General features: G+C 69.4%; 10 protein-coding genes. 7 read left to right on the top strand and 3 right to left on the bottom strand.

Annotation, left to right across the window (positions count from 1 at the left end; all coding sequences use genetic code 11):
* Positions 1–75: 75 nt before the first annotated feature.
* Both O0879_RS06165 and O0879_RS06160 read left to right on the top strand, forming a co-directional pair.
* The gene (locus tag O0879_RS06165; RefSeq protein WP_289915425.1) at positions 76–948 is read left to right on the top strand and encodes a LysR family transcriptional regulator; all 873 of its coding nucleotides are present in this window, start codon (positions 76–78) and stop codon (positions 946–948) included.
* Complete coding sequence (locus tag O0879_RS06160) at positions 945–2075, top strand: YbfB/YjiJ family MFS transporter (RefSeq protein WP_289915405.1); 1131 nt, start codon at positions 945–947, stop codon at positions 2073–2075. Before O0879_RS06165 ends, O0879_RS06160 begins: the two co-directional genes overlap by 4 nt.
* A 3-nt stretch (positions 2076–2078) precedes the next feature.
* Here the strand turns inward: O0879_RS06160 and O0879_RS06155 are convergent, their stop codons facing one another.
* From O0879_RS06155 to O0879_RS06145, 3 genes are read right to left on the bottom strand one after another with little or no spacing between them, the layout of a single operon-like run.
* Positions 2079–3128, bottom strand: coding sequence for a serine hydrolase domain-containing protein (locus O0879_RS06155; protein ID WP_289915403.1), 1050 nt, complete (start codon positions 3126–3128; stop codon positions 2079–2081).
* Positions 3119–3934: an alpha/beta hydrolase gene (locus tag O0879_RS06150; RefSeq protein ID WP_289915401.1), complete on the bottom strand. Its 816-nt coding sequence runs from the start codon at positions 3932–3934 to the stop codon at positions 3119–3121. The genes O0879_RS06155 and O0879_RS06150 overlap by 10 nt, the downstream gene beginning before the upstream one ends.
* Positions 3931–4947 (bottom strand): M14 family zinc carboxypeptidase, encoded by a 1017-nt coding sequence (locus O0879_RS06145; RefSeq protein WP_289909597.1) that lies wholly within the window; start codon positions 4945–4947, stop codon positions 3931–3933. Before O0879_RS06145 ends, O0879_RS06150 begins: the two co-directional genes overlap by 4 nt.
* 211 nt (positions 4948–5158) lie before the next feature.
* On the opposite strand from O0879_RS06145, the gene O0879_RS06140 reads away from it, so the two are divergent.
* The 5 genes from O0879_RS06140 (at position 5159) to O0879_RS06120 (ending at position 20995) form a co-directional block, all read left to right on the top strand.
* A complete protein-coding gene (locus tag O0879_RS06140; protein WP_289915399.1) occupies positions 5159–5902 on the top strand; it encodes a hypothetical protein in 744 nt (247 codons plus the stop codon).
* Entirely contained in the window at positions 5899–6474 is a 576-nt protein-coding gene (locus O0879_RS06135; protein WP_289915395.1) for an RNA polymerase sigma factor, read from the top strand. Before O0879_RS06140 ends, O0879_RS06135 begins: the two co-directional genes overlap by 4 nt.
* A gap of 8 nt (positions 6475–6482) precedes the next feature.
* Positions 6483–7466 carry a DUF4880 domain-containing protein gene (locus O0879_RS06130; protein ID WP_289915394.1) on the top strand — a complete coding sequence of 328 codons (984 nt, stop codon included), beginning with the start codon at positions 6483–6485 and terminating at the stop codon, positions 7464–7466.
* A 165-nt stretch (positions 7467–7631) separates the two neighbouring features.
* The gene (locus tag O0879_RS06125) at positions 7632–20276 is read left to right on the top strand and encodes a filamentous haemagglutinin family protein (protein ID WP_289915393.1); all 12645 of its coding nucleotides are present in this window, start codon (positions 7632–7634) and stop codon (positions 20274–20276) included.
* Positions 20273–20995 carry a sigma-70 family RNA polymerase sigma factor gene (locus tag O0879_RS06120; protein ID WP_289915391.1) on the top strand — a complete coding sequence of 241 codons (723 nt, stop codon included), beginning with the start codon at positions 20273–20275 and terminating at the stop codon, positions 20993–20995. The genes O0879_RS06125 and O0879_RS06120 overlap by 4 nt, the downstream gene beginning before the upstream one ends.
* Positions 20996–21048 lie beyond the last annotated feature (53 nt).

Raw genomic sequence — 21048 nt, 5'->3', positions numbered from 1 at the left:
ATGAAGTTGAGGATGCTGCATTTGATTCGTATTTTAAGAATATAATAGCATAATCATTTTCAAAAAGAGAATACGATGGATTCGGAATCATTGCGGATTTTTTGCTCGGTCGCCAGTGAACTGAGCGTCACCCAGGCCGCCGCGCGGCTGGGGCGCGCGCCGTCCAGCGTCACCACGCGCATCCAGCAGCTGGAAGCCGATATCGGCGCGGAACTGTTCGTGCGCACCAATAAACGCATGGCCCTGACGGCGGCGGGCGAGCGCTTTCTCGAGTATGCGCAGCGCCTGCTGGCGCTGGCGGAAGAGGCGCGGCATGTCGTCACGGGCGGGCGCGAGGGGGGCACCTTGCGCGTCGGCAGCATGGAAAGCACGGCGGCCAGCCGCTTGCCGGCCTTGCTGGCCGCGTATCACGCGCGCTATCCGGCGACGCGCCTGGCGCTGGGCACGGGGCCGTCGCGGCCCCTGATCGAGCAAGTGCGCACGGGCTTGCTCGACTGCGCTTTCGTGGCCTTGCCGCCAGCGTTCGGCGGCGCCGCCGCCCTGGCGGAGCTGGGCCTGGCGTCGAGGCCCCTGTGGCGCGAGGAACTGTGCCTGCTGCTGCCAGCCAGCGAAGGGCCCGTGCGCCGCGCCATGGATGTGCGCACGCGTTCGCTGGCGGCGTTTCCGCAGGGCTGCACCTACCGCGGCATCGCGGAAGAGGTGCTGGGCGTGGCCGGCAGCACGCAGTGGCGGGTGCAGGAAATGAGTTCGTATCACTGCATGATCGCCTGCGTGGCGGCCGGCGCCTGCGTGACCCTGCTGCCTGCCAGTGTGCTGGCGCTGTCCGGCGCGCCGGCCACCCTGGCGACTATTTCCGCTGGGCAAATTGACACCGTGCTGGTGTGGCGCGCGGGATTCGACGTGCCCGCGTTCCAGCACTTGTTGACGCAGCTCGGCGAGGCGGCGTGAGCGGGGCGGTCGGGCTGCGCGCGGCCATCGCCGCGGCCGTCATCCTCGCCATCGGCATGGGCTTCGGCCGCTTCGCCTTCACGGCCATCTACCCGCATATGGTTGGCGAGGGCGTCTTGACCTTGCGCGACGGCAGCCTGGCCGCCTCGGCCAACTATGCCGGTTACTTGCTGGGCGCCATCCTGGCCATGCGCGCGCGGGCGCAAGGTGCGCACCGGCTGTGTTTATGGTCGGTGGCCGGCACGGCCCTGTGCCTGGGCGTGCTGGCCTGGCCGATGCCCGTCTGGCTCATCGTGACGGTGCGCGGCGTGGCGGGCGTCTTCAGCGCCCTGGCCATGGTGGCGGCGTCGCTGTGGCTGCTGGTGCAGCGCGGGCAGGCGCGCGGCGCGCCGTTGCTGTACGCGGGCGTGGGCGCCGGCATCGCCGTCTCGGCTGAATTGCTGGTGCTGGCGTCGCACCTGGGCTGGCGCAGCGCCGGCATGTGGCTGCTGCTGGCCGGGGTCACCGTGCTGGCGGGGCTGGCGGCCGCGCCCGCGCTTGCCGTGAGCGGCCAGGCGACCCCCAATGCGCCGCCCGCACCGGCCGCGCCGGCGCTGGCGCCCGTGGCGCCTTGGCCGCTGGTGCTGATCTATGGACTGGCGGGACTCGGCTACATCGTCACGGCCACCTATCTGCCCGTGCTGGTGGGCGTGGCCTTGCCGAATCTCAATTCCGCCCACGTGTGGGCCGTGTTCGGCCTAGGCGCGGCGCCTTCGTGTTTCCTGTGGCACCGGCTGCACGAGCGCCTGGGCACGCGCCAGGCGCTGCGGCTGAATTTGCTGCTGCAGGCGCTGGGCGTGGCGCTGCCCGTGCTGGCGCCCTCGGCCGCCGGCTATCTGCTCAGCGCCATCCTCGTCGGCGGCACGTTCGTCGGCACGGTGACCATCGCCATGCCGGCTGCGCAGCGGGCAGCCGGCAAGGCGGGCGCCAGCATGATGGCCATCATGACGGTGGTGTATGGCATCGGACAGATTATCGGCCCCGTGCTGGCCGGCAGCCTGTATGCGCAGTCGCACAATTTCAATGGTGCATTGGTGGTGGCGGCCGGCGCGCTGCTGCTGGCCATCGCGGTGAGCTGGCGCCTGTAAACCTCAGAGGCCGAATGCGCAGCGCATGAAGTCGCCCCGCAGCGCGTTGACCCGGGAGGAATCGCGCGTGTAATACAGCTTGTTCGTCAGCAGCACGGCATAGCGGCCGCGCCGGGGGCTGAGCCACATGGCCGTGCCGGTGAACCCCTGGTGGCACCAGACGTCGTCTGCCGGCCCGGTGCCTGCCGCCGGGTGCCAGAACAGGCCGCGCGAGGGATTTAACGAACCCGTCTGCACCGTCAGCGAGGAGCGCACCCAGCCGGCGTCAAACACCTGGCCTGCGCCATGCAGGCCCGGCGCCAGCATGGCCCGCAGGAAGCGCTGCAAGTCGGGCACGTTGGAAAACAGGCCGGAGATGCCGCACACGCCGCCCAGCAGGCGGGCCGAAAAATCATGCACCACGCCCGCAAGGTGGGCGCCCGCCTGCTCGCAATACTCGGTCGGCGCCACTAACTGGCCGTGGCGTGGCGCCAGCGGGCCATAGCCCGTGGCGGCCATGCCCAGCGGCTGCAGCACATGCTCTGCAAGCGCCTGTTCCAGCGGCAGGCCCAGCAGGCGCTCGATGACAAAGCCGAGGATCAGGGCGGCGCGGTCCGTGTATTCGACAGCCTGGCCCGGCGTGCCTTCCAGCGGCTCGCGCAGCACGCCGCGCACGATATCGTCGTACACCTCGCCATAGCTGGCGCGCAGGCGGGCGCGCAGCGGCAAGCCGGCCGTATGGGTGAGCAGCTGGAAAATCGTGATGGGCGCCAGCGCGTAGCCCGCCGTGCCGGGCAAGACGTCGGCCAGCCGGTCGTCCAGGCGCAGGTGTTGCTGGCCAATCAGCCTGCCGATCAGCGACCAGACGCTGACGATCTTGGTCAGCGAAGCGATATCGAACAGGGTGTCGACCTGCATGGCGGCGCTGGCGGGCTCCGGCGTGAGCCGCCCGGCCGCGCCCGCCACGCCGTGGTCGACGGTGCCGACGGCCCAGGCCGCGCCTGGGAAAATCCGTTCCTGCACGCCGGCCTCTGCCAGCGCCGTCAGTTGCTCCGTGCGATAGGCTATCGGCATGATGATCGTGCCGTATTGGTCTGCTCATCGCCTGCCGCTGCCACGCCCAGCCAGCGCGCCACCGATTGCGCCAGCCATTCCCCCTCGTCGAGCGGCAAGTCGTGCCCGGCGTCGCCGTGGATCAGGCAATCGGCTTGCCAGGCGCGTGCCAGGCGCTGCGAACAGCGGTGGTCGACCAGCTGGTCTTGCGCGCCGGCCATCACCAGCACGGGCATGGTGGGGCGCACGAGGGGGGCGCGGTAGCGGGCGGCCGACAGCAGCTGGCGTAGCGCGTTGCGGCGGCTCACCGGGTATTCCTGCTGGTAAGTCAACCAGTCGGCCACCAGCGCGGGAGTGCCGCCAGCATGCCGGCGGCTCGTCAGGCGCAAGATCAATGCTTCCTGGCTGGCGGCATCGCCCAGCAGCAGCTGGCGCAGCAGGACGCCATAGTTTTGCCAGCGCAGGCGTTGATGGAAGGGATTGAACGGCCGCATGCTGGTGTTGATGAGCACACAGCGGGCGATTTCCTGTGGGTAGCGGCTGGCCCATTCCACGGCCACCATGCCGCCCAGGGACAGGGCCAGCAAGTGGTAGGGCGCCGGGATGCCCCGCGCCAGCAACTCCCGGCGGCAGTCTTCCACCATGTCGGCCACGCGGGCGGCGCTCGTTTGCAGGTGGCGCGTGCCGTTGCCGGGCAGGTCGGGGGTGACGATGCGGGCGCCGGGCAGGGCGCGCGCGAGGGTGGCGGGGAAGCTGCCCCAGTGGCGCTGTTCGCGCATCAGGCCGCGCAGCAGGACCCAGTTATCGTGCGTGTTGATCTGCGTCATGATTCATACCATTGCGCCAGGGCGCGCCGGCGCTGTGCCTTGCGCAGCAATCCTTCCGGCATCCAGCGGCCGTGGCTGCTGGCGGCGCGCATGAGGAAATCGAACCACACCAGGTGCCGCCGCAGCACGCGCTGCAGGCGGTGCGCGGCCGTGGGGTTGAAGATGCTGACCCGGTTGAACAGCTGGCGCGGGTTTTTCTTGACCCACAGCCAGGAACCCATTTCCAGGGTCAGCGGCAGGAACACGCGCCCGGTATAGCTGGTGCCGTTCAGGTACAGATAATCCCACAGGTCGCCATGCGTGCGGTATTGCCGGCTTTGCGGCTCGAACACATAGTTGTGGTTGGGATAGCTCTGGCTGAACAGCTCTTCCAGCGCGCCGATTTCTGCCAGGTGTTCGATGGGCACCTTGGTGTGCGCGTGGGGAAACCAGATGCGGTCACGCAAGCCGAAGCCGGAGTGGCAATCGAGGGCGATGCTGAACTGGCGCGACAGCAGTTCGCGCTCGACGAGGTCGCACACGGCGGCGCTTTCCAGCTCCATCGGCCCCCCGGCCGCGCCCCGGTACCAGGGCAGGCGGGCGCTGTAGCGCTGTCCGCCCAGCATGAACGGCACTTTTTCGCGCGCGCTCAACGGCGCGTTGCGCATCAGGTCCACGCCGCGCGGATTGCAGCGCGTGGCTTGCCACATGCCGCCTGGATTGACCAGCGGCATGAACACGAGGCGCATGCTTTCCAGCTGCTGGTGCAGGGTGGCGTCCCAGCGCAGGCGCGCGACCAGGCTTTCCAGGAAAGACAGGATGACTTGCGTGCCGATGCGCTCGAGGCCATGGATGCCGCCGAAAAAGCCCAGCACGGGCACGTCTGGGCTCGGATTGCCCAGCGCGATGGAGTATACGGGAAACTCGCGCCCATCCATGGCGATGCTGCAGGGCGCGGCCACTTCCAGGTGGCTGCCGCCCTCGTCGATGAGGCGCTTCAGCAAGACCAGCTCGGGCAGATTCTTTTCGATCATCAGGCGTCTGAAAGGGAAAGTGACAGCCAGTGTAGCCGAAATAGGTGGCGCGCCGGACGTCCCGCATGGCGAAATTTATGCACGCTGACGATGTCACGAAGCCGTCATTTTTTCTGTGTAGGCTATTGCAGTTGATGCAAGAGTTGTTACTTGGCAATGCCTTGTTTCCACGCAATTCCCCCCCCTCACACGATAGCGACTCGATAGCGATATGACAGGCAGCCCGGCATCCGTCCATGTGCTTGCGCTGGCAGGATACCTGGTTTTGCTGGGTTTCCTGGCCGCGGTGGGGCCCGTGCGGGCGCAGCCGGCCGACGGCCCCGTGCTGCAGTTCGATATCGCCGCGCAAAACCTGGGCGACGCGCTGGACCTGTACAGCCGCCGCACGGGCATCGCCGTGCTGATGGACCAGCGCTACGCGCAGCGCCAGTCGGGGGCCGTGCGCGGCGCCTATGCGGCCGGCGCGGCCCTGCAAGCCTTGCTGGAAGGCACGGGCCTGCAATCGCGCCTGTCCGATGCGCAAGCCGTCATCGTGTATACCCCGGCCGGCGCTGCCGCTGCTGCCGCGGCGGAGCTGCCGCAGGCCGCCGTCGTGGCCGCCGCCGACATCCCGGGCGCCGTGCAGGGCGGCGGCGACCATGCGGCCTATGTCAGCCGCCTGCAGCACGTGCTGCTGGGCTTGCTGTGCCGCGCGGCGCAGACGCGTCCCGGCGGCTACCGCCTGGCCCTGCAGCTGTATCTGAACCGCGCCGGCGTGGTGGACCGCGTGCACCTGCTCGACAGCACGGGCTTGCGCGCGCGAGACACGGCCATCGCGCGCCTGGTGCTGGGCATGCGCGTGGGCGCGGCGCCGCAGCCCTCGATGCCGCAGCCCGTTTCCATCCTGCTGCTGCCGCAGGGGCCGGGCAGCGAAGTCGATTGTGCCCCCGGAACAATGGGAAGGCTCGCGCCATGAGCATGCCCGACCTGCGCACCAAGCTGAAACGTCACCTCAGTTCGCGCTACGCCGTGTTGCGCTGGCGCCTGGAGCGCGTGGTCGGCTGCAAGCACCATGCGGCCGATGCGCTGCAGGAAACGTGGCTGCGCCTCGAAGCGATGGTGGCGCCCGGTCCCGCCGCCGCGCCCGTCCACAACCCCGACGCCTACCTGCTGCGCATGGCGGCCAATATCGCCACCGATGCCTACCGCCGCGACCGCATCATCGTCACCGAGCGCGAGCGCGAAGAACTGATGCACATGGCCGACGAGGCCGGCGACGACATCAGCGACCCGGCGCGCATCGTCTCGGCGCGCCTCGACGTGCAGGCGCTCGACGCGGCCTTGGCGGGCCTGTCGCCGCGCCGCCGCGCCATCCTGACGGCCGCCAGGGTCGATGGCTTGCTCAATGCGGACATTGCCGAGCGCTTCGGCATTTCCGTGGCGATGGTGAAGAAAGAATTGCAGGCTGCCATGCAACACTGTAAAACGTGCATGGCCGACGCCGATGCCGCCCAGCGCAGCGATGTGTCGGGCCGCCGTAAATATTGATGAATCTCATGACTGCTCCTGACCGCGATCCACGCGCCCCTTCCCATACCGCCGACAGCGACGCTGACATCGACCGGCAAGCCGCTGCCTGGTGGGCGCGGCTGCGCGGCGACGATTTCACGCAGGCGGACGCCGACGCCTTGCGCGCCTGGTGCGCGCGCAGCCCCGCGCATGCGCGCGCCTGGCGCGAACTCCAGCAAGTGTGGCAGGCGCTGGCCCCCGCGTTGGACCGCGCTGCCGATGCCGCGCCGCAGCGGGCGAACGTGCTGGCGTTCCCGGCGCGCCCCGGGCGCCGGGCTTTCCTGGGCGGCGCGCTGGCGGCCGGCGTGGCCGTGCTGGCCTTGCGCCCGCCGCTGGGCGCCTGGCCGTCGCTGCAGGAATGGAGCGCCGACTACCGCACGGGCACGGGCGAGCAGCGGCAGGTGGCCGTGTCGCAGCAGATGACGGTACAGATGAATACGCAGACGCGCATCGATGTGCGGGCGCCGGAAGCCATCGAATTGCTGGGCGGCGAAGCGGAAATCCTCGCCAGCGGCGCGCGCCAGCCCGTCACGGTGGTGGCGGGCGCGGGGCGCCTGCTGGCGCAGTCGGCCCGCTTCAATGTGCGCCACACGGACGATGCCGTCTGCGTCACCTGTTTGGCGGGCGCCGTGGACGTGGTCTGGCAGCAGCGGCGCCAGACCCTCGATGCGGGGCAGCAACTGGTCTACGATGACCGGGGCGTGCAGGCGGCCACGGCCGCGCCAGCGGAGGAAGCCAGCGCGTGGCGCACGGGCGCGCTGTCGTTTGTCGGCAAGCCGCTGGCCGAGGTCGTCGATGAAATCAACCGCTACCGGCCGGGCCGGGTGGTGCTGCGCAATGCCGAGCTGGGCCGCCGCCTCGTGCGCATGCGTTTTTCCATCGGGCAAACCGATGGCGCGCTGGCGATGATACGCGACCTGTACGGCGCGCAAATGACCAGTTTGCCGGGCGGAATCGTGCTGCTCAGTTGATTTCCGCTGATTCCAGGTTTCCCTTTGGCAGGCTTATTTGAAAATATCTGAAAATATTTTTCAAAAAACATTATCCCTTCCGCCATCCGGCTACGTCATGGAGGCATGGACGCTTGCGCTACCGCCAGGCTCCGTTCCCTTCTCTCTAGCCAGGAAACCATTGCCATGACCAAGCTTCACACTGCCCAGCGCCCAGTCCCGAACGTCGACATGGACGCGCAGCGTACCTCCACGCTGGGCAGCCGCTTGCGGCTCACGCCGCTCGCCTACGCACTGACCACCATGCTGATGGCGGGCGCCTTTGCCACGCCGGCCCGCGCGCAGCAGGCGTTCAGCGGCGGCTGGTTCGCGGCCAAGGGCGCGGCGCAGAATACGGCGGCCACTTCGGGCCGCCTGCCGAATGGCCAGCCGCTGCCGCTGGGCAGCCGGCCCGAGGGCCAGCAACAGCAGGCAAATCAGCAGTTGCAGCGCTCGCTCAACAACCTGAACCTGGCCGCGCGCGCCATCGCCGCGCAGCAAGCGGCCCAGGCGCAGGCGCGCCAGGCGGCGGCTGGCGTGCCCGGCGCACCCGATGGCCTCGTGAAAGGCGGCTTGCAGGTCGACACCAACAGCCTGACGGCCGGCTGGCTCAACGCCCAGGCGCCCGTGCAGACGGTAGCGAACGGCAAGACGGCCGTGGTGGTGCAGCAAACGGCGGACAAGGCCATCCTGAACTGGGAAACGTTTAACGTCGGCAAGGACACGACCTTGACGTTCCAGCAACAAAAGGATTGGGCCGTGCTGAACCGGGTCAACGATCCGCAAGCCCGTCCCAGCCAGATCCAGGGCCAGATCAAGGCCGACGGCACGCTGCTGCTCGTCAACCGCAACGGCATCGTCTTCAACGGCGCGAGCCAGGTCGACACGCGCAGCCTGGTGGCGGCCGCGGCCCGCATCAGCGATGCGCAATTCCAGAAAAACGGCATCTACAGCGCCGGCACGGCCGGTGCCACGACGTTCACGGACGCGGCCGGCAAGGTGCAGGTGCAGGCGGGGGCGCGCATCGCCAGCAATGCGCCCAAGGGCAGCACGGAAGGGGGCGGCTATGTGATGCTGCTAGGCAAGGAAGTCCACAACGGGGGAGAGATCAGCACGCCGAAAGGCCAGGCCCTGCTGGCCGCCGGCGACAGCTTTACCATTAAAAAAGGCGTGGGCACGGATGGCAACCCGCTGTCGACCACGCGCGGCAGCGAAGTCACGCCGCAGTTCGCGGCCGGCAGCACGGCGGGCAAGGTGGTCAACACGGGCCTGATCCAGGCGCGCGAAGGCGACGTCACCCTGGCCGGGCGCACGGTGCAGCAGGATGGCGTGCTGCTGGCGTCCACCACCACGGCCACGCGCGGCACCATCCACCTCAATGCCCTGGGCAGCGACGCGGCCGTCACCGTGGGACGCGGCGCCACCACGGCCATTCTCGTCGAGGATGACGGCAAGACGACGGCGCTCGACAGCCAGCGCGACGCCATGCGCGGCCCGGCCGTGACGTCCACGGAAAATATCCTCGCCGTCAACGACCGCCGCGACCAGTCGCGCATCGAGATCGGCAGCGCCGGCACGGTGGAATTCATGGGCGACTCCCTGACCCTGGCCACGGGCGGCCAGATCGCCGTCAACGCGGCCAGCCGCAGCCTGCTGCGCGACGGCGCCCAGCTCGACGTTTCCGGCGCCGTGGGTGTGAAGGTGGCGATGGAAGCGAACAATGTCGAGATCAACGTGCAGGGCAACGAGCAGCGCGATGCGCCCGTCAACCGCGACGGCAAGGCTTTGATCAATAACAATATCTGGGTGGACCGCCGCAAGCTGGTGTTCGTGCCAAAAGGCACGAACGGCTACGACAGCGACCGCTGGTACACGGCGGGCGGCTTGCTGGAAGTGGCCGGTTACCTGGGCACGCAGGGCCACTCCGTCAGCGAATGGATGGCGCAGGGCGGCACGGTCACCTTCGGCGGCAAGGATGTCGTCACGCAGCTTGGCTCCAGTATCAACCTGTCGGGCGGCACCCTGGACGTGCAGACGGGCGCGCTGCGCCAGACCTGGCTGAAAGGCGCGGACGGCAAGCTGTATGAGGCCGGCAGCGCGCCCGCCGACTTGCCGTATGCGGGCGTTTACAAGGGTTACGAGGAAGAGCATGTGCGCTGGGGCAAGGATGCCAGCGCTTTTTACGCCAATCCATTGATCGCCGCACAGAAGCGCCTGGAAAACGGCTACACGGTGGGCCGCGACGCGGGCAAGCTGGTGGTGGCCACGGGGTCGGCCGTGCTGGAAGGGGGCATCGCGGGCGACGTCTTCCAGGGCGAGCGCCAGGCGCAGGCGCCGCAAGCGCTGCTTGACGGCTACCAGCAGTCGCAGCTGGCGGCCGCGCAGCGGGGGCAGCTGATCGTGGGCCAGTACGTGCCGATGTTCGACAAGCGCACGGGCGTGCTGCAGCATGCGCTGTCGGCCGTCATGGACGAGGTGCGCCTGACGCGCGTGCAGGACGGCATCGCCGCCGGCCTCGACGTGACTGGCGTGCTGTCTACCGAGCGCGAGGGCAAGCTGCTGCTCGACACCACCTTGCTGAACAATCAGCAATTGGGCGCCCTGCGCATCGCCGCCAAGGGCGCGATCACCGTCGACAGCGCGCTGCAGGTGGCCGATGGCGGCAATATCACCCTGTTCGGCAAGGACGTGGCCATCAATGCCAGCCTGCGCAGCCGCGGCGGCAGCATCGCGGCCGGCAACGTGCTGAACCAGATCGGTTCGCTGGGCATGCTCGATACCTTCGTCAATCCTGGCGTGCCTCCGGGCACGCTGGTGCTGGCCGACGGCGTCAGCCTCGATGCCAGCGGCCTGCTCAGTAACGTGCTGCGCGATCCGCTGGCCGCCGCCGGCCTGCCTTATATGAACGGCGGCAGCGTATCGTTGCGAACGTATGGTGACGTGCGCATCGGCAATGGCAGCCTGGTCGACGTCAGTTCCGGCGCGGCCATCCTGGCGCAGGCGAAACAGCAGGGCGGCAAGGGCGGCAACGTGACCCTGGCCAGCTACGGACCGAAGGCCGACCTGGTGCTGGGCAAGGGTGCGCAAGTGCGCGGCCACGGCGTGGCGGGCGGCGGCAAGCTGGAATTGCAGGCCAACAAGATCATGATCGGCCACATTGAAAAACCCGAGGCGGGCGCCCTGCAGCTGGACGGCGGCTTCTTCGACAAGGGTTTTTCCAGCTACAGCCTGGTCGGCAAGCAAGGCGTCACGGTAGCGGACGGCACGCAGGTGGACGTGCGCATGCCGGTATTGCGCGTGGCGGACAATGAGAAACTGGCCCTGTGGATGCCGGAACAGGTCACGGAAAATCCGCTGAATGGCACCTTGACGCAGCGCAAGGGCGCCAGCCTTGCCGTGCAGGTGGGCGATATCCAGTCCGGCGCGGCCGACATGGCCATCGCCGAATTGCTGATGGGCAAGAACGCCGTGGTGAGCGTCGATGCGGGCCAGTCCATCAAGCTGTCCAGCGTGGGCCAGCTGACGGTGGAAGGGCGCCTGAACGCGTGGGGCGGCAAGATCAGCCTGGGCGGCGTGGGCGTTGACCGGACGGTTTCCGAAGCGGTGGAAGCGGCCGGCCATGGCCGTTCCATCTGGATCGGCGAGCATGCCGTGCTGGACGTGGCCGCGCGCGCCGTCAGCGCCACGGATGCGCAGGGCCGGCGCTACGGCAAGGTGGTCGATGGCGGCAGCATCGTCGTCGGCGGCGAGATCGACCATGCACAGGGCAGCACTTCGGCGGCCAGCCTGTTCGTCGTCGTGCGCGACGGCGCCGTGCTCGATGCGTCCGGCGCGCATGCCGTGCTCGACGTCAATGGCGACGCCATCGACGTGGCCAGCGCGGGCGGCAGCATCGCGCTGGCGTCGAACAATGGCTTGTACCTCGATGGCCAGCTGCGGGCCAGGGCCGGCGGCGCGGGCGCGGCGGGCGGCACCCTGTCCGTGGCCACGGGCACGCCCGAGTACCTGAAAGTGCTGGCCACGCCCAAGGTGCTGCAGGGCCGCCAGCTGGCCATGACGCAGCGCCAGGGCGCCAGCGACCTGGCCGCGCACGTGAGCGCGCAGGACGCCGCGGCAACGCTGCAGTATGGCCACGGCCGTTTTTCCGTGGAGCAGGTGGAGGCGGGCGGTTTCGCCAACCTGGCGCTGCTGGGCGCCGCCTCCTTCGACGGCGACGTGGCGCTGCGGCTGCAGCAAAGCTTCCAGCTGTACGGCGCGCCCGTGCTCACGCCCGGCAGCCAGCCCGGTGCGCGCATCAGCATTGCGGCGCCGTATGTGCGCCTGGCCAGCATCAAGCCGGCCGGCCGCGATTTCTATACGACGCCGGGCAGCGCGGGGGCGTCGCCGGTTGCCAGCCAGATCAGTATTGCGGGCGACCTGATCGACGTGCGCGGCATGGTGAACATGCTGGCTGACGACGTGCGCCTGAGCAGCCGCGGCGACCTGCGCTTCCTGCTGTCGCCCTTGGGCTGGGACGGCAACCAGCCGTCGACGGTATTGTCATCGCCCGGCGACATGACCCTCAATGTGGCCCAGCTGTATCCGGCCACGGGCGCCGGCGCCGCCGTGCGCGTGGGCTATGGTTCCGTTGGCGGCAAGTTCGGCTACGATCCGGCGCACAGCCTGACCATCGGCCGGAGCACGGCGGACGTGCCGGCCATGCCGTCTTCCGCTTTCGGCTCGCTGGAGCTGGCGGCCGCGCATATCGAGCAGGGCGGCGTCGTGCGCGCGCCGCTGGGCCGCCTGGAGATCGGCGTGGCCCGCTATGACAATGACAAGAGCCTGACGGTCAATCTGCTGGCCAACAGCATCACCTCCGTCAGCGGCGCCGGCATGGTCATGCCGTATGGCGGCACCGTCGACGGGCAGAACTGGAACGTGGATGGCAAGGCGGCCACCTTCATCGGCGTGGGCGGCGTCAATTCGCAGGGCAGCTTGCACATCGGCGTGGAAATGGCCGGCGTAGCCGTGGATGTGCAGCCGGGCGCGCTGCTCGACCTGTCCGGCGGCGGTGAACTGACGGGCGCCGGCTTCATCGCCGGCCGCGGCGGCTCCACCGATGCGCGCTACCATCCGCTGTTGCAGGTGGGAGCGAACGGCGGCTTTGTGCTGCCGGGCCTGGCCACCAACCCCGTGTACGCCATCGTGCCGGGCGTGCAGGCGCCGCAAGCGCCTTCGGGCGGCGAAAAGGCGGCGTCCGACCCGGCCGTGGGCCGGCAGGTGACGATAGGCAGCGGCGTGCCGGGCCTGGCGGCCGGCACCTACACGCTGATGCCGTCCACCTATGCCTTGCTGCCGGGCGCCTTTCGCGTGGAACTGAACGGCCTGGCGGGCCAGGGCGGCGCCGGCAGCGTGGCGCAGCCGCTGCGCAACGGTTCCTGGGCCGCGCCCGGCACCCTGTCGATCGCGGGCACGGACATCCGCGCGCCGCTGGCCAGCCAGCTGATACTCACGCCGGCCAAGGTCTTGCGCACGTATTCGCAGTACAACGAAACGGGCTATGCCGCCTTCGCGCTGGCCGACGCGCAAACGCGGGGCATTCCCCGCGCGCTGCTGCCGTCCGATGCGAAAACGCTCAAGCTGACCATGGCGCCCGGCGGCGGGGCGGACACGCTCCAGTTCCGCGGCACGGGCAAGTTCGCCGCCGCCGAGGGGGGCTACGGCGGCACCGTGGTGCTGATGTCGAGCATTCCTTCCGCTGGCGACATCGAGATCCTTGGCGACGGCGCGCCGGGCACCAGCGGCGCCGGGCAGGTCAGCGTGCGCGCTTCAAGCCTGAACAATATCGGCGCGGCGCGCATCGTGGTGGGCAGCTCGCCGATCACGGAATTTGGCCAGGGCGGCAATTATGTGAATTTCGGCAACAATTTTGCGCGCGCCATCTATCTGCGCGCGGGCGCCGTGCTGTCCGCCCCTGAAGTATTCCTGATCGCCCAGGACCCCAGCAATACCGAGCTGGGCATCGGCGTGATCGATATCGCCGCCGGCGCCGGCATCAGCACCTTGGGCAAGGGCAAGGCAGCCTACGACGCCAACGACGGCTTCATCTACAAGAGCAAGGCGGACATCCACATGCTGGCAGCGTCGAACGGCTTGCTCAACGTGGCGCCCGTGGGCGGCACGGCGCGCGGCGGCATCCGCATCGGCATGTGCGCGCTGGCGTGCACGGACACGGCCAGCCTGTACTCGGAAGGCACCCTGCTGCTGTCGACCAGCGGCAGCTTCCAGCTGCACGACACGGCCCGCTACGGCACGCGCAACCTGAGCCTGGCCGTGGGCGCCATCAATATCGGCTCGAACGAGGCGCTGGCGGCGGCCCAGGCCAGCGGCACGCGTCCCTCCGGCCTGACCCTGAACCAGGGCGTGCTGGACCGCCTGCTGCGCGGCGATACCAGCACGGGCGCGCCCGCCCTGCAGGCGCTGATGCTGAGCGCGGCCGACAGCGTCAATTTCTATGGCGACGTGGTGCTCGACACCTACGACAAGGCGAGCGGCAAATCGAACCTGGAACGCCTGGTGCTGACCACGCCGGCCATGTATGGCCAGGGCGGGGCCGGCACGGCGGCCACCATCCGCACGGCCAACCTGATCTGGGGCGGCGCCGTGTCGGCGGCCGGCAACGTGATCGCGCACGGCGCCGGCACGGGCAGCGGCACCCTGAACCTGGAAGCGGAACGCATCGATTTCGGCTTCGGCCCGTTCACCCAGCCGGCCGGTGTCGCCTCGTTCGACCGCCTGGCGCTCGGTTTTGGCACGGTCAACCTGAAAGCGTCGGGACAAGTCACGGCCAACCACAAGGGCAGCCTGTCCGTCTACCAGGCGCAGGGCGCATATGAGACGGGCAAGGGCTTCCAGTACAGCGGCGGCAACCTGCACATCAGCACGCCGCTGCTGACGGGCGACGCCGGTTCCGCGCACAGCTACACGGCGGGCGGCGCCCTGACGGTGGCGGCGCCGGCCGGCGTGGCTCCCGCCGCGCCCGTCAAGAACAACGATGGGCTCGGTGCTCAGCTGAGCTTGAACGGCGACAGCGTCAGCGTGGCGACGGCCGTGGTGCTGCCAAGCGGCAAGCTCACCATCAACGCCCTGCACGACATCAGCGTGGCCGACGCGGCGCGCATCGACATGGCGGGCCGCAAGAGCACCTTCTTTGACGTGGATAAATACAGCTGGGGCGGCGACGTCATCCTGGACAGCCGCGCCGGCGACATCCGCCAGGGGGCGGGCAGCGTGATCGACCTGTCGGCTGAGCATAACCGCGCCGGCAGCCTGAAGGCCGTGGCCCTCGACGGCGGGGCCGGCATGGTGGACTTGCAGGGCAAGATCCTGGGCGGCGCCAGCGGCAGCTACGACGCGGGCGGCACCGTGGTGCCCTACAACCATGGCAGCGTGGACGTGCGCGCGCAGACCCTGGGCGCCGGCGGCACTCTGGACAGCCAGTTCGCCTCGCTGAACAAGCGCCTGACGGACGGCGGCGTGACGGGCGCGCGCAGCTTCCAGCTGAAACAGGGAGACTTGACGATCGGCAATGAGGTCAAGGCGGGCGAGGTGCAGGTGTCCGTCGACAATGGCCGCCTCACCGTCGCTGGCATGATCGATGCCAGCGGCGAGCGCGTGGGCAGCATCCGCCTGGCCGGCAAGCATGGCCTGACCCTGGCCGGCAGCGCCGTGCTCGATGCGCACGGCACCGTCCTGCGCGTCGACAGCTATGGCAAGATCATCGACAGCCCGAACCGCGCCATGGTGGAACTGAATGCGGGCGAAGGCGCATTGAACCTGGCCGGCGGCGCGCAGATCGACGTGCGCCATGGCACGGCCGCCGTGGCCGGCAAGGGCAAGGGCGAGCACGACGGCGCCGCGCGCGGCACGGTGGAACTGAACGCGCCGCGCCTGGGCAGCGGCGGTTCCCGCACGGATGCGGACGCCGCCACCTTTGGCGACATCGCCATCGCCGCCGGCGGCGGTTTGACCATTCGCGGCGCGAAATCCATCGCCGTCAACGCCATGCAGCGCTATGACGACGCGGCCTACGCCACTGTGCCGGGCGCCGATGGGCAGCCCGTGCCAGACCTTGCGGCCAGCGGCCGTCCCTATCAGGTGATCAACCAGGCGTATCTTGACAGCAAGCACGGCGACAGCACGGCCTTCATCGACGCGGCGCTGGCGAATACGGCCTTGCGCAACGGCAAACTGGCGGGCCTGGCCACGGCCGCGTATGCCGATGCGCTGCATGTGCGTCCCGGCGTCGATATCGTCAGCAAGACGGCGGACGGCGACCTGGTGGTGCAGGGCGACCTGGATTTGTCGGGCATGCGCTACGCCAGCCTCAATCCCCGCTTCCAGCAGACGACCGTGCGCGGTTCGGGCGAGGTGGGCAGCCTGCTGCTGCGCGCCGGCGGCGATTTGAGCATCTACGGCAGTATCAATGACGGCTTCGCGCCGCCGCCTGCCACCCAGGACGACAGCGGCTGGAAACTGCTGCCGGGGCGCGACTTCAACGGCAGCGACGTCATCGTGCCGGGCAAGGGCGTGACCCTGGCCGACGGCACCATCTTCCCGGGCGGCGTCACGCTCAATTACGACGTGCCCGTCAAGGCCTTCAATGTCCGCGCCAACACGCGTCTGCCCGTGGACGTGGTCCTGAACCAGGTGCTCACCTTGCCGGCCGGCACGGTGCTGGCGGCCGCTGTGCGCGACAGCACCGGCAAGGTCCTCCACGCTGCGGGCACCTTGCTGGCCACGGCACAAACCTTGCCATCCGGCACGCGCCTCGACGCGGGCAGCGTGATTGGGCAGCTGATCAAGGTGCGCGCCATGACCTGGCCGAAAGGCGTCGCCTTGCCCGGCTTGCTGGGCGAGCTCAACGTCGTCACCCTCAGCGGCAAGGTGGTGCTGCCCGTCGGCGCGCTGATCCCGAATGGCACGAACGTCAAGCTGCTGCCGGGCGTGGACGCCATCGAACTGCGCCCGGAAGTGGCGGGCCGCCAGGGCCGGTTGTGGGCCATCGCGCCCATGCTGGCCGACGGCTCGCAGGCGTGGGGCATGCGCCTGGTAGCCGGCGCCGACCTGGACGGGGCCGACACGCGCGCCGTGCAGGCGCATCCCGCGCACGGCACCCTGCGCCTGGCCGACAGCCATTACGGCATGTATGGCGTGTTGATACCGCCGAAGGGCGTGCAGTACTGGACCAAGGAAGCGCAGGAACTGGGCGAGCGCGAAGGCATTCCCGGAATCGTGGCGGGCGAGCCCATCACCGAGGAATTCACCAGCCAGTTCGGCCAGACTGTCGAGGTATTTTGCGCCAACGACCCGAGCCTGTGCGTGCTGAAGGTGGCATACGTGTGGACCAGGGCGGGCGCGGAAGAGTTCGCTGACCCCAGCGTGAAGGCGGGCGACGTGGTCGACCTCGACGGTCTGGGCTGGCCCACCATGTGCGAGGAGAATCCCACCTGGTGCGGCACGTCGCAGCCCACGTTCGACTACAAGGCGTCCAGCCTGCGCTACAGCGTGCTGCGCACGGGCACGGGCGACCTGGACCTGGTCAGCGGCGGCAACTTGCGCATGGACAGCCTGTATGGCGTGTACACGGCCGGCACGTCGTCGGTGGCGACGGCGGCCGGCGACCCGTACAACCTGCCGCGCGCGCGGGGGCTGGACGGCACGGTGCTGTCCAACCCCGACGGCGCGCATGAGCGCCTCGTCGACGGCGGCAGCGACAGCCTCTACCGCGCCTGGTATCCGGACCAGGGCGGCAATCTGCTGCTGCAGGTGGCTGGCGACCTGAGCGGTTCGCTGGTGGGCGCGGCGGCGGCCAGCAACGGGCGTCCCGTCAACAAGGATGGCCTGGGCGGTTCGGTGGCGGTGGGCAACTGGCTGTGGCGCCAGGGCAGCGGTGGCGTGGCCACGGGCGGCCCGGCCCAGCCGACGGCGTGGTGGATCAATTTCGGCACCTATGCTGCCCGCAGCGGCCTGGCCGACACCGTGCTGGGCTTTACGGGCTTCGGCACCCTGGGCGGCGGCAATGTGCGCGCCGACGTGGCGGGCGACGCCGGCATGCTGGCGCGGCAGGTCGGCGCTATCTACGACAGCAACATCAATGTGCGCTCGCAAGGCTTGCTGCTGGCCGTAGGCAGCACCGGCCGCGTGCTCGCCGATGGCAGCCTGCAACTGACGGGCGGCGGCGACCTGGACCTGCGCGTGGGCGGCGCCCTCAATCCCGCCAGCAAGCCCGGTGACGGACACTTGAATGGCGCGCTGGCCGACCTGCGCGGCCATGCCGACGTGGCGGCGGGCCAGCTGGGCACCGTTGCGCTGCAGTACGGCACCTGGGGGACCGACCACGTGCCGCTGGAAACGCGCGCCTTCGACGCCTTCCGCGCCACGCGCGCGACGCCACGGGGCGGCATGACCCTGGTACCGGGCGACGCCACCTTCAGCGTGGCAACCCTGGGCGACCAGGTGCTGCAGGAAGTGGCCGATCCCGGCCGCGTCCTGCAGCTCAATACCTCGTCCTATACCAGCGCGTCGGGCGAGCAGGGCGCCGGCTACAGCTGGTTCAGCCTGTGGACGCCGCGCACGGCGCTCGACCTGCTCTCCGCCGGCGGCAACATGACGCCGCTGACGGCGGGCATCGACACGGCCACCGACCTGGCCATCGTCTACCCGTCCATCGTGCGGGTCGCGGCGCCGCATGGCAGCCTGTACTATGGCAAGGCCATCACGGACTGGAGCTCCGCATCGCTGTATGCCGCGCCTTTGCTGCTGGCGCCGTCGCCCAACGCCCAGCTGCAATGGCTGGCCGGCGACTCCATCTATGCGGGCGGCTATGCCATCAGCCAGTCCGGCGCTGCCGCCGACAGCATGGCGACGCCGTTCAAGCCCGCCTTCGCGGCGTGGAACCTCAGGCCTGGCAGCCTGACGCCCTTGGCCGACAATGTCGCGAGCACGGGCGTGCCATCGTCGACAGTGAACTATCCCCTGTTCGCCTTCGGCCCCGATTCCGCCGCCGGCCCGGCCAACAGCGGCACGCAGGCGGCGCGCATCTATGCCGTCACGGGCGACCTGATGGGCGTGAACAGCGGCCGCATGGTCGCGTTTTACGATGCCCCGCGGGCGGGCGTCACCTGGTACGAGGGGGCGCAGCCGGTGTGGATGAAGGCGGGCCGCGATATCGTCGGCAGCGGCACGGCCCAGCTGGAAGCCGTGGGTGCCAGGGGCGACGGCGACATGATGTTCCGCAATTACAGCAACCTGTTCGTGCACAATAATGCATTTGACGTATCGGTGGTGTCGGCCGGGCGCGACATCCTGAACAGTTCCTTCAACGTGGCCGGTCCCGGCACGCTGGACATCAGCGCCGGGCGCAACATATTGATGCAGGACAAGGGCAGCGTCGTCAGCCTCGGTCCCGTGGTGGCGGGCGACAAGCGTCCGGGCGCCGGCATCGCCATGCAGGCGGGCGTGGGCGCGGCCGGACTCGACTACCTGCGCTTCGTCAAGCCGTATCTCGACCCGGCGAACGTGGCGCAGAAGGGCGTGCCGCTGGCCGACCAGGCCGGCAAGGTAGTGAAAGCGTACGACAGCGAACTGGCGGCGTGGCTGGGCGAACGCTACGGTTTCAAGGGCACGGCCGCCGAGGTTCTGGCCTTTTACCTGGCCCTGCCCGAGCCGCAGCAGCGCGTGTTTGCCCGCAATGTGTATTTCGCGGAACTGAAGGCGGGCGGGCGCGAATACAACGACTGGGACAGCTCGCGCTATGGCAGTTTCCTGCGCAGCCGCAACGCCATCGCGGCCCTGGCGCCGGCCACGGACGCCAATGGCAAGGCGCTTGCCTATGCGGGCGACATCGTCATGTACCGCGGCCTGTACGCGGTGCGCAATGACGGCGAGCAGCGCTGGGATTACTTTCCCCGCAGCGGCTATGTGCACACGAACTTCGGCGGCGACATCCAGCTGCTGACGCCAGGCGGCAAGCAGGTGTTCGGCATCGAAGGCGAGGCGCCGCCGGCGACCTCGGGCGTCATCACCAAGGGCGGCGGCAATATCGAGCTGTTTTCGCACGGCAGCATCCTGCTGGGCCAGAGCCGCATCATGACGACGTTTGGCGGCGATATCCTCGGCTGGTCGTCGGAAGGCGACATCAACGCGGGGCGCGGTTCGAAGTCGACCATCGTCTACACGCCGCCCAAGCGCGTGTATGACAACTGGGGCAACGTGAGCCTGTCGTCCGACGTGCCGAGCACGGGCGCCGGCATCGCCACCCTGGCGCCGATCGCGGAAGTGCCGGCCGGCGACGTGGACTTGCTGGCCCCGCTGGGCACCATCGACGCGGGCGAGGCGGGCATCCGCGTCTCGGGCAACGTCAACCTGGCCGCGCTGAAGGTGATGAATGCGGCGAATATCCAGGTCAAGGGCGAAGCGAAGGGCATGCCGACGGCGGCGTCCGTCAACGTGGCGGCCATGACGAACGCCAGCGCGGCCGCTTCCCAGGCCACGGCGGCGGCGCAGGACGTGGTGCAGCGCGAGCGCGCAGCCACCCGTTCCGCGCAGCCATCCGTGTTCACGGTGCGCGTGCTGGGCTTTGGCAGCGAGGCGCCGCCCGACAGCGCGCAAGCGACGCCGCAGGAGGGCGCGCGCATCGAGGCGGCCGACTACAACCCGCGCAGCGCCGTGCGCGTGCTGGGCCTGGGCACCTTGCCGGAATCGGCCACGCGCCAGCTGACGGCGCAAGAGCGCAGCAGGTTGTCGCCATGATGGCCGGCATGGCGAAGGCGGCCGATGCCTTGCCCTTGCGCATGCCGGGCGCTGGCGGGCATGCGGGCATGGCCTGGTACCGGCCAGCCATCCGGCCCCGCCTGCGGGCGGCCAACGATGTAGCCCCGCCGCCATCGTTTCCCGCTCAGGGCGCCCGGCTGCAGGCGGTGCTGGAAGGCAATTACGCGGGACTGCACCGGCGCCTGGCGCGCCACCTGGGCTGCACCGAGCTGGCCAGCGACAGCCTGCACGACGCCTGGCTGCGGCTGGGCGCGCTGGCGGCCGGCGACGGCGCGGCGCTGGCGCACAGCCCCGTCGCCTATGTCTTCCGCGTGGCGTGCAATGCGGCCATGGACAGCCTGCGCCGCAACCGCGCCTGGCTGTATGCGGACGAGGGCGGTGACGATGGCGCCGCCGGCCTGGTCGATTTCCTGGCCGATACGGCGGCCGGGCCGGAACGCCTGGCCGAGCTGCAGGCGGACGTGCGGCGCCTGGCGCAGGCCGTCGACTTGCTGCCGCGGCGCCACCGGCAAGTGCTCGAAGCGCTGCGCGTGGATGAACTGACCCGCCAGGAAGTGGCCGAGCGGCACGACATGTCGCTGCGCAACGTCGATACGGCCCTGCGCCAGGCGCTCGACCATTGCGCGCGCCACACGGGTTACGCGGCGCAGGGGGGCGTCGGCACGACCCGGCGCGGCCTGCGCTTGCGCCAAGGATAGGCGCTCCCCCATGTTTTACGTTCGTTCGCGTACAGACGCGCAGAAATTCCGCT

It is taken from the genome of Janthinobacterium sp. SUN120 (assembly GCF_030397735.1).
Classification (GTDB): Bacteria; Pseudomonadota; Gammaproteobacteria; order Burkholderiales; family Burkholderiaceae_D; genus Janthinobacterium; species Janthinobacterium kumbetense.
The sequence above is the reverse complement of the archived record's forward strand: the minus strand, read 5'-3'. Positions and strand labels throughout refer to the sequence as shown.

Coding starts and splice junctions, on each gene's coding strand:
- O0879_RS06165 (WP_289915425.1), top strand. CDS start 76: ATGGATTCGGAATCATTGCGGATTTTTTGCTCGGTCGCCAGTGAACTG.
- O0879_RS06155 (WP_289915403.1), bottom strand. CDS start 3,128: ATGCCGATAGCCTATCGCACGGAGCAACTGACGGCGCTGGCAGAGGCC.
- O0879_RS06150 (WP_289915401.1), bottom strand. CDS start 3,934: ATGACGCAGATCAACACGCACGATAACTGGGTCCTGCTGCGCGGCCTG.
- O0879_RS06145 (WP_289909597.1), bottom strand. CDS start 4,947: ATGATCGAAAAGAATCTGCCCGAGCTGGTCTTGCTGAAGCGCCTCATC.
- O0879_RS06140 (WP_289915399.1), top strand. CDS start 5,159: ATGACAGGCAGCCCGGCATCCGTCCATGTGCTTGCGCTGGCAGGATAC.
- O0879_RS06135 (WP_289915395.1), top strand. CDS start 5,899: ATGAGCATGCCCGACCTGCGCACCAAGCTGAAACGTCACCTCAGTTCG.
- O0879_RS06130 (WP_289915394.1), top strand. CDS start 6,483: ATGACTGCTCCTGACCGCGATCCACGCGCCCCTTCCCATACCGCCGAC.
- O0879_RS06125 (WP_289915393.1), top strand. CDS start 7,632: ATGACCAAGCTTCACACTGCCCAGCGCCCAGTCCCGAACGTCGACATG.
- O0879_RS06120 (WP_289915391.1), top strand. CDS start 20,273: ATGATGGCCGGCATGGCGAAGGCGGCCGATGCCTTGCCCTTGCGCATG.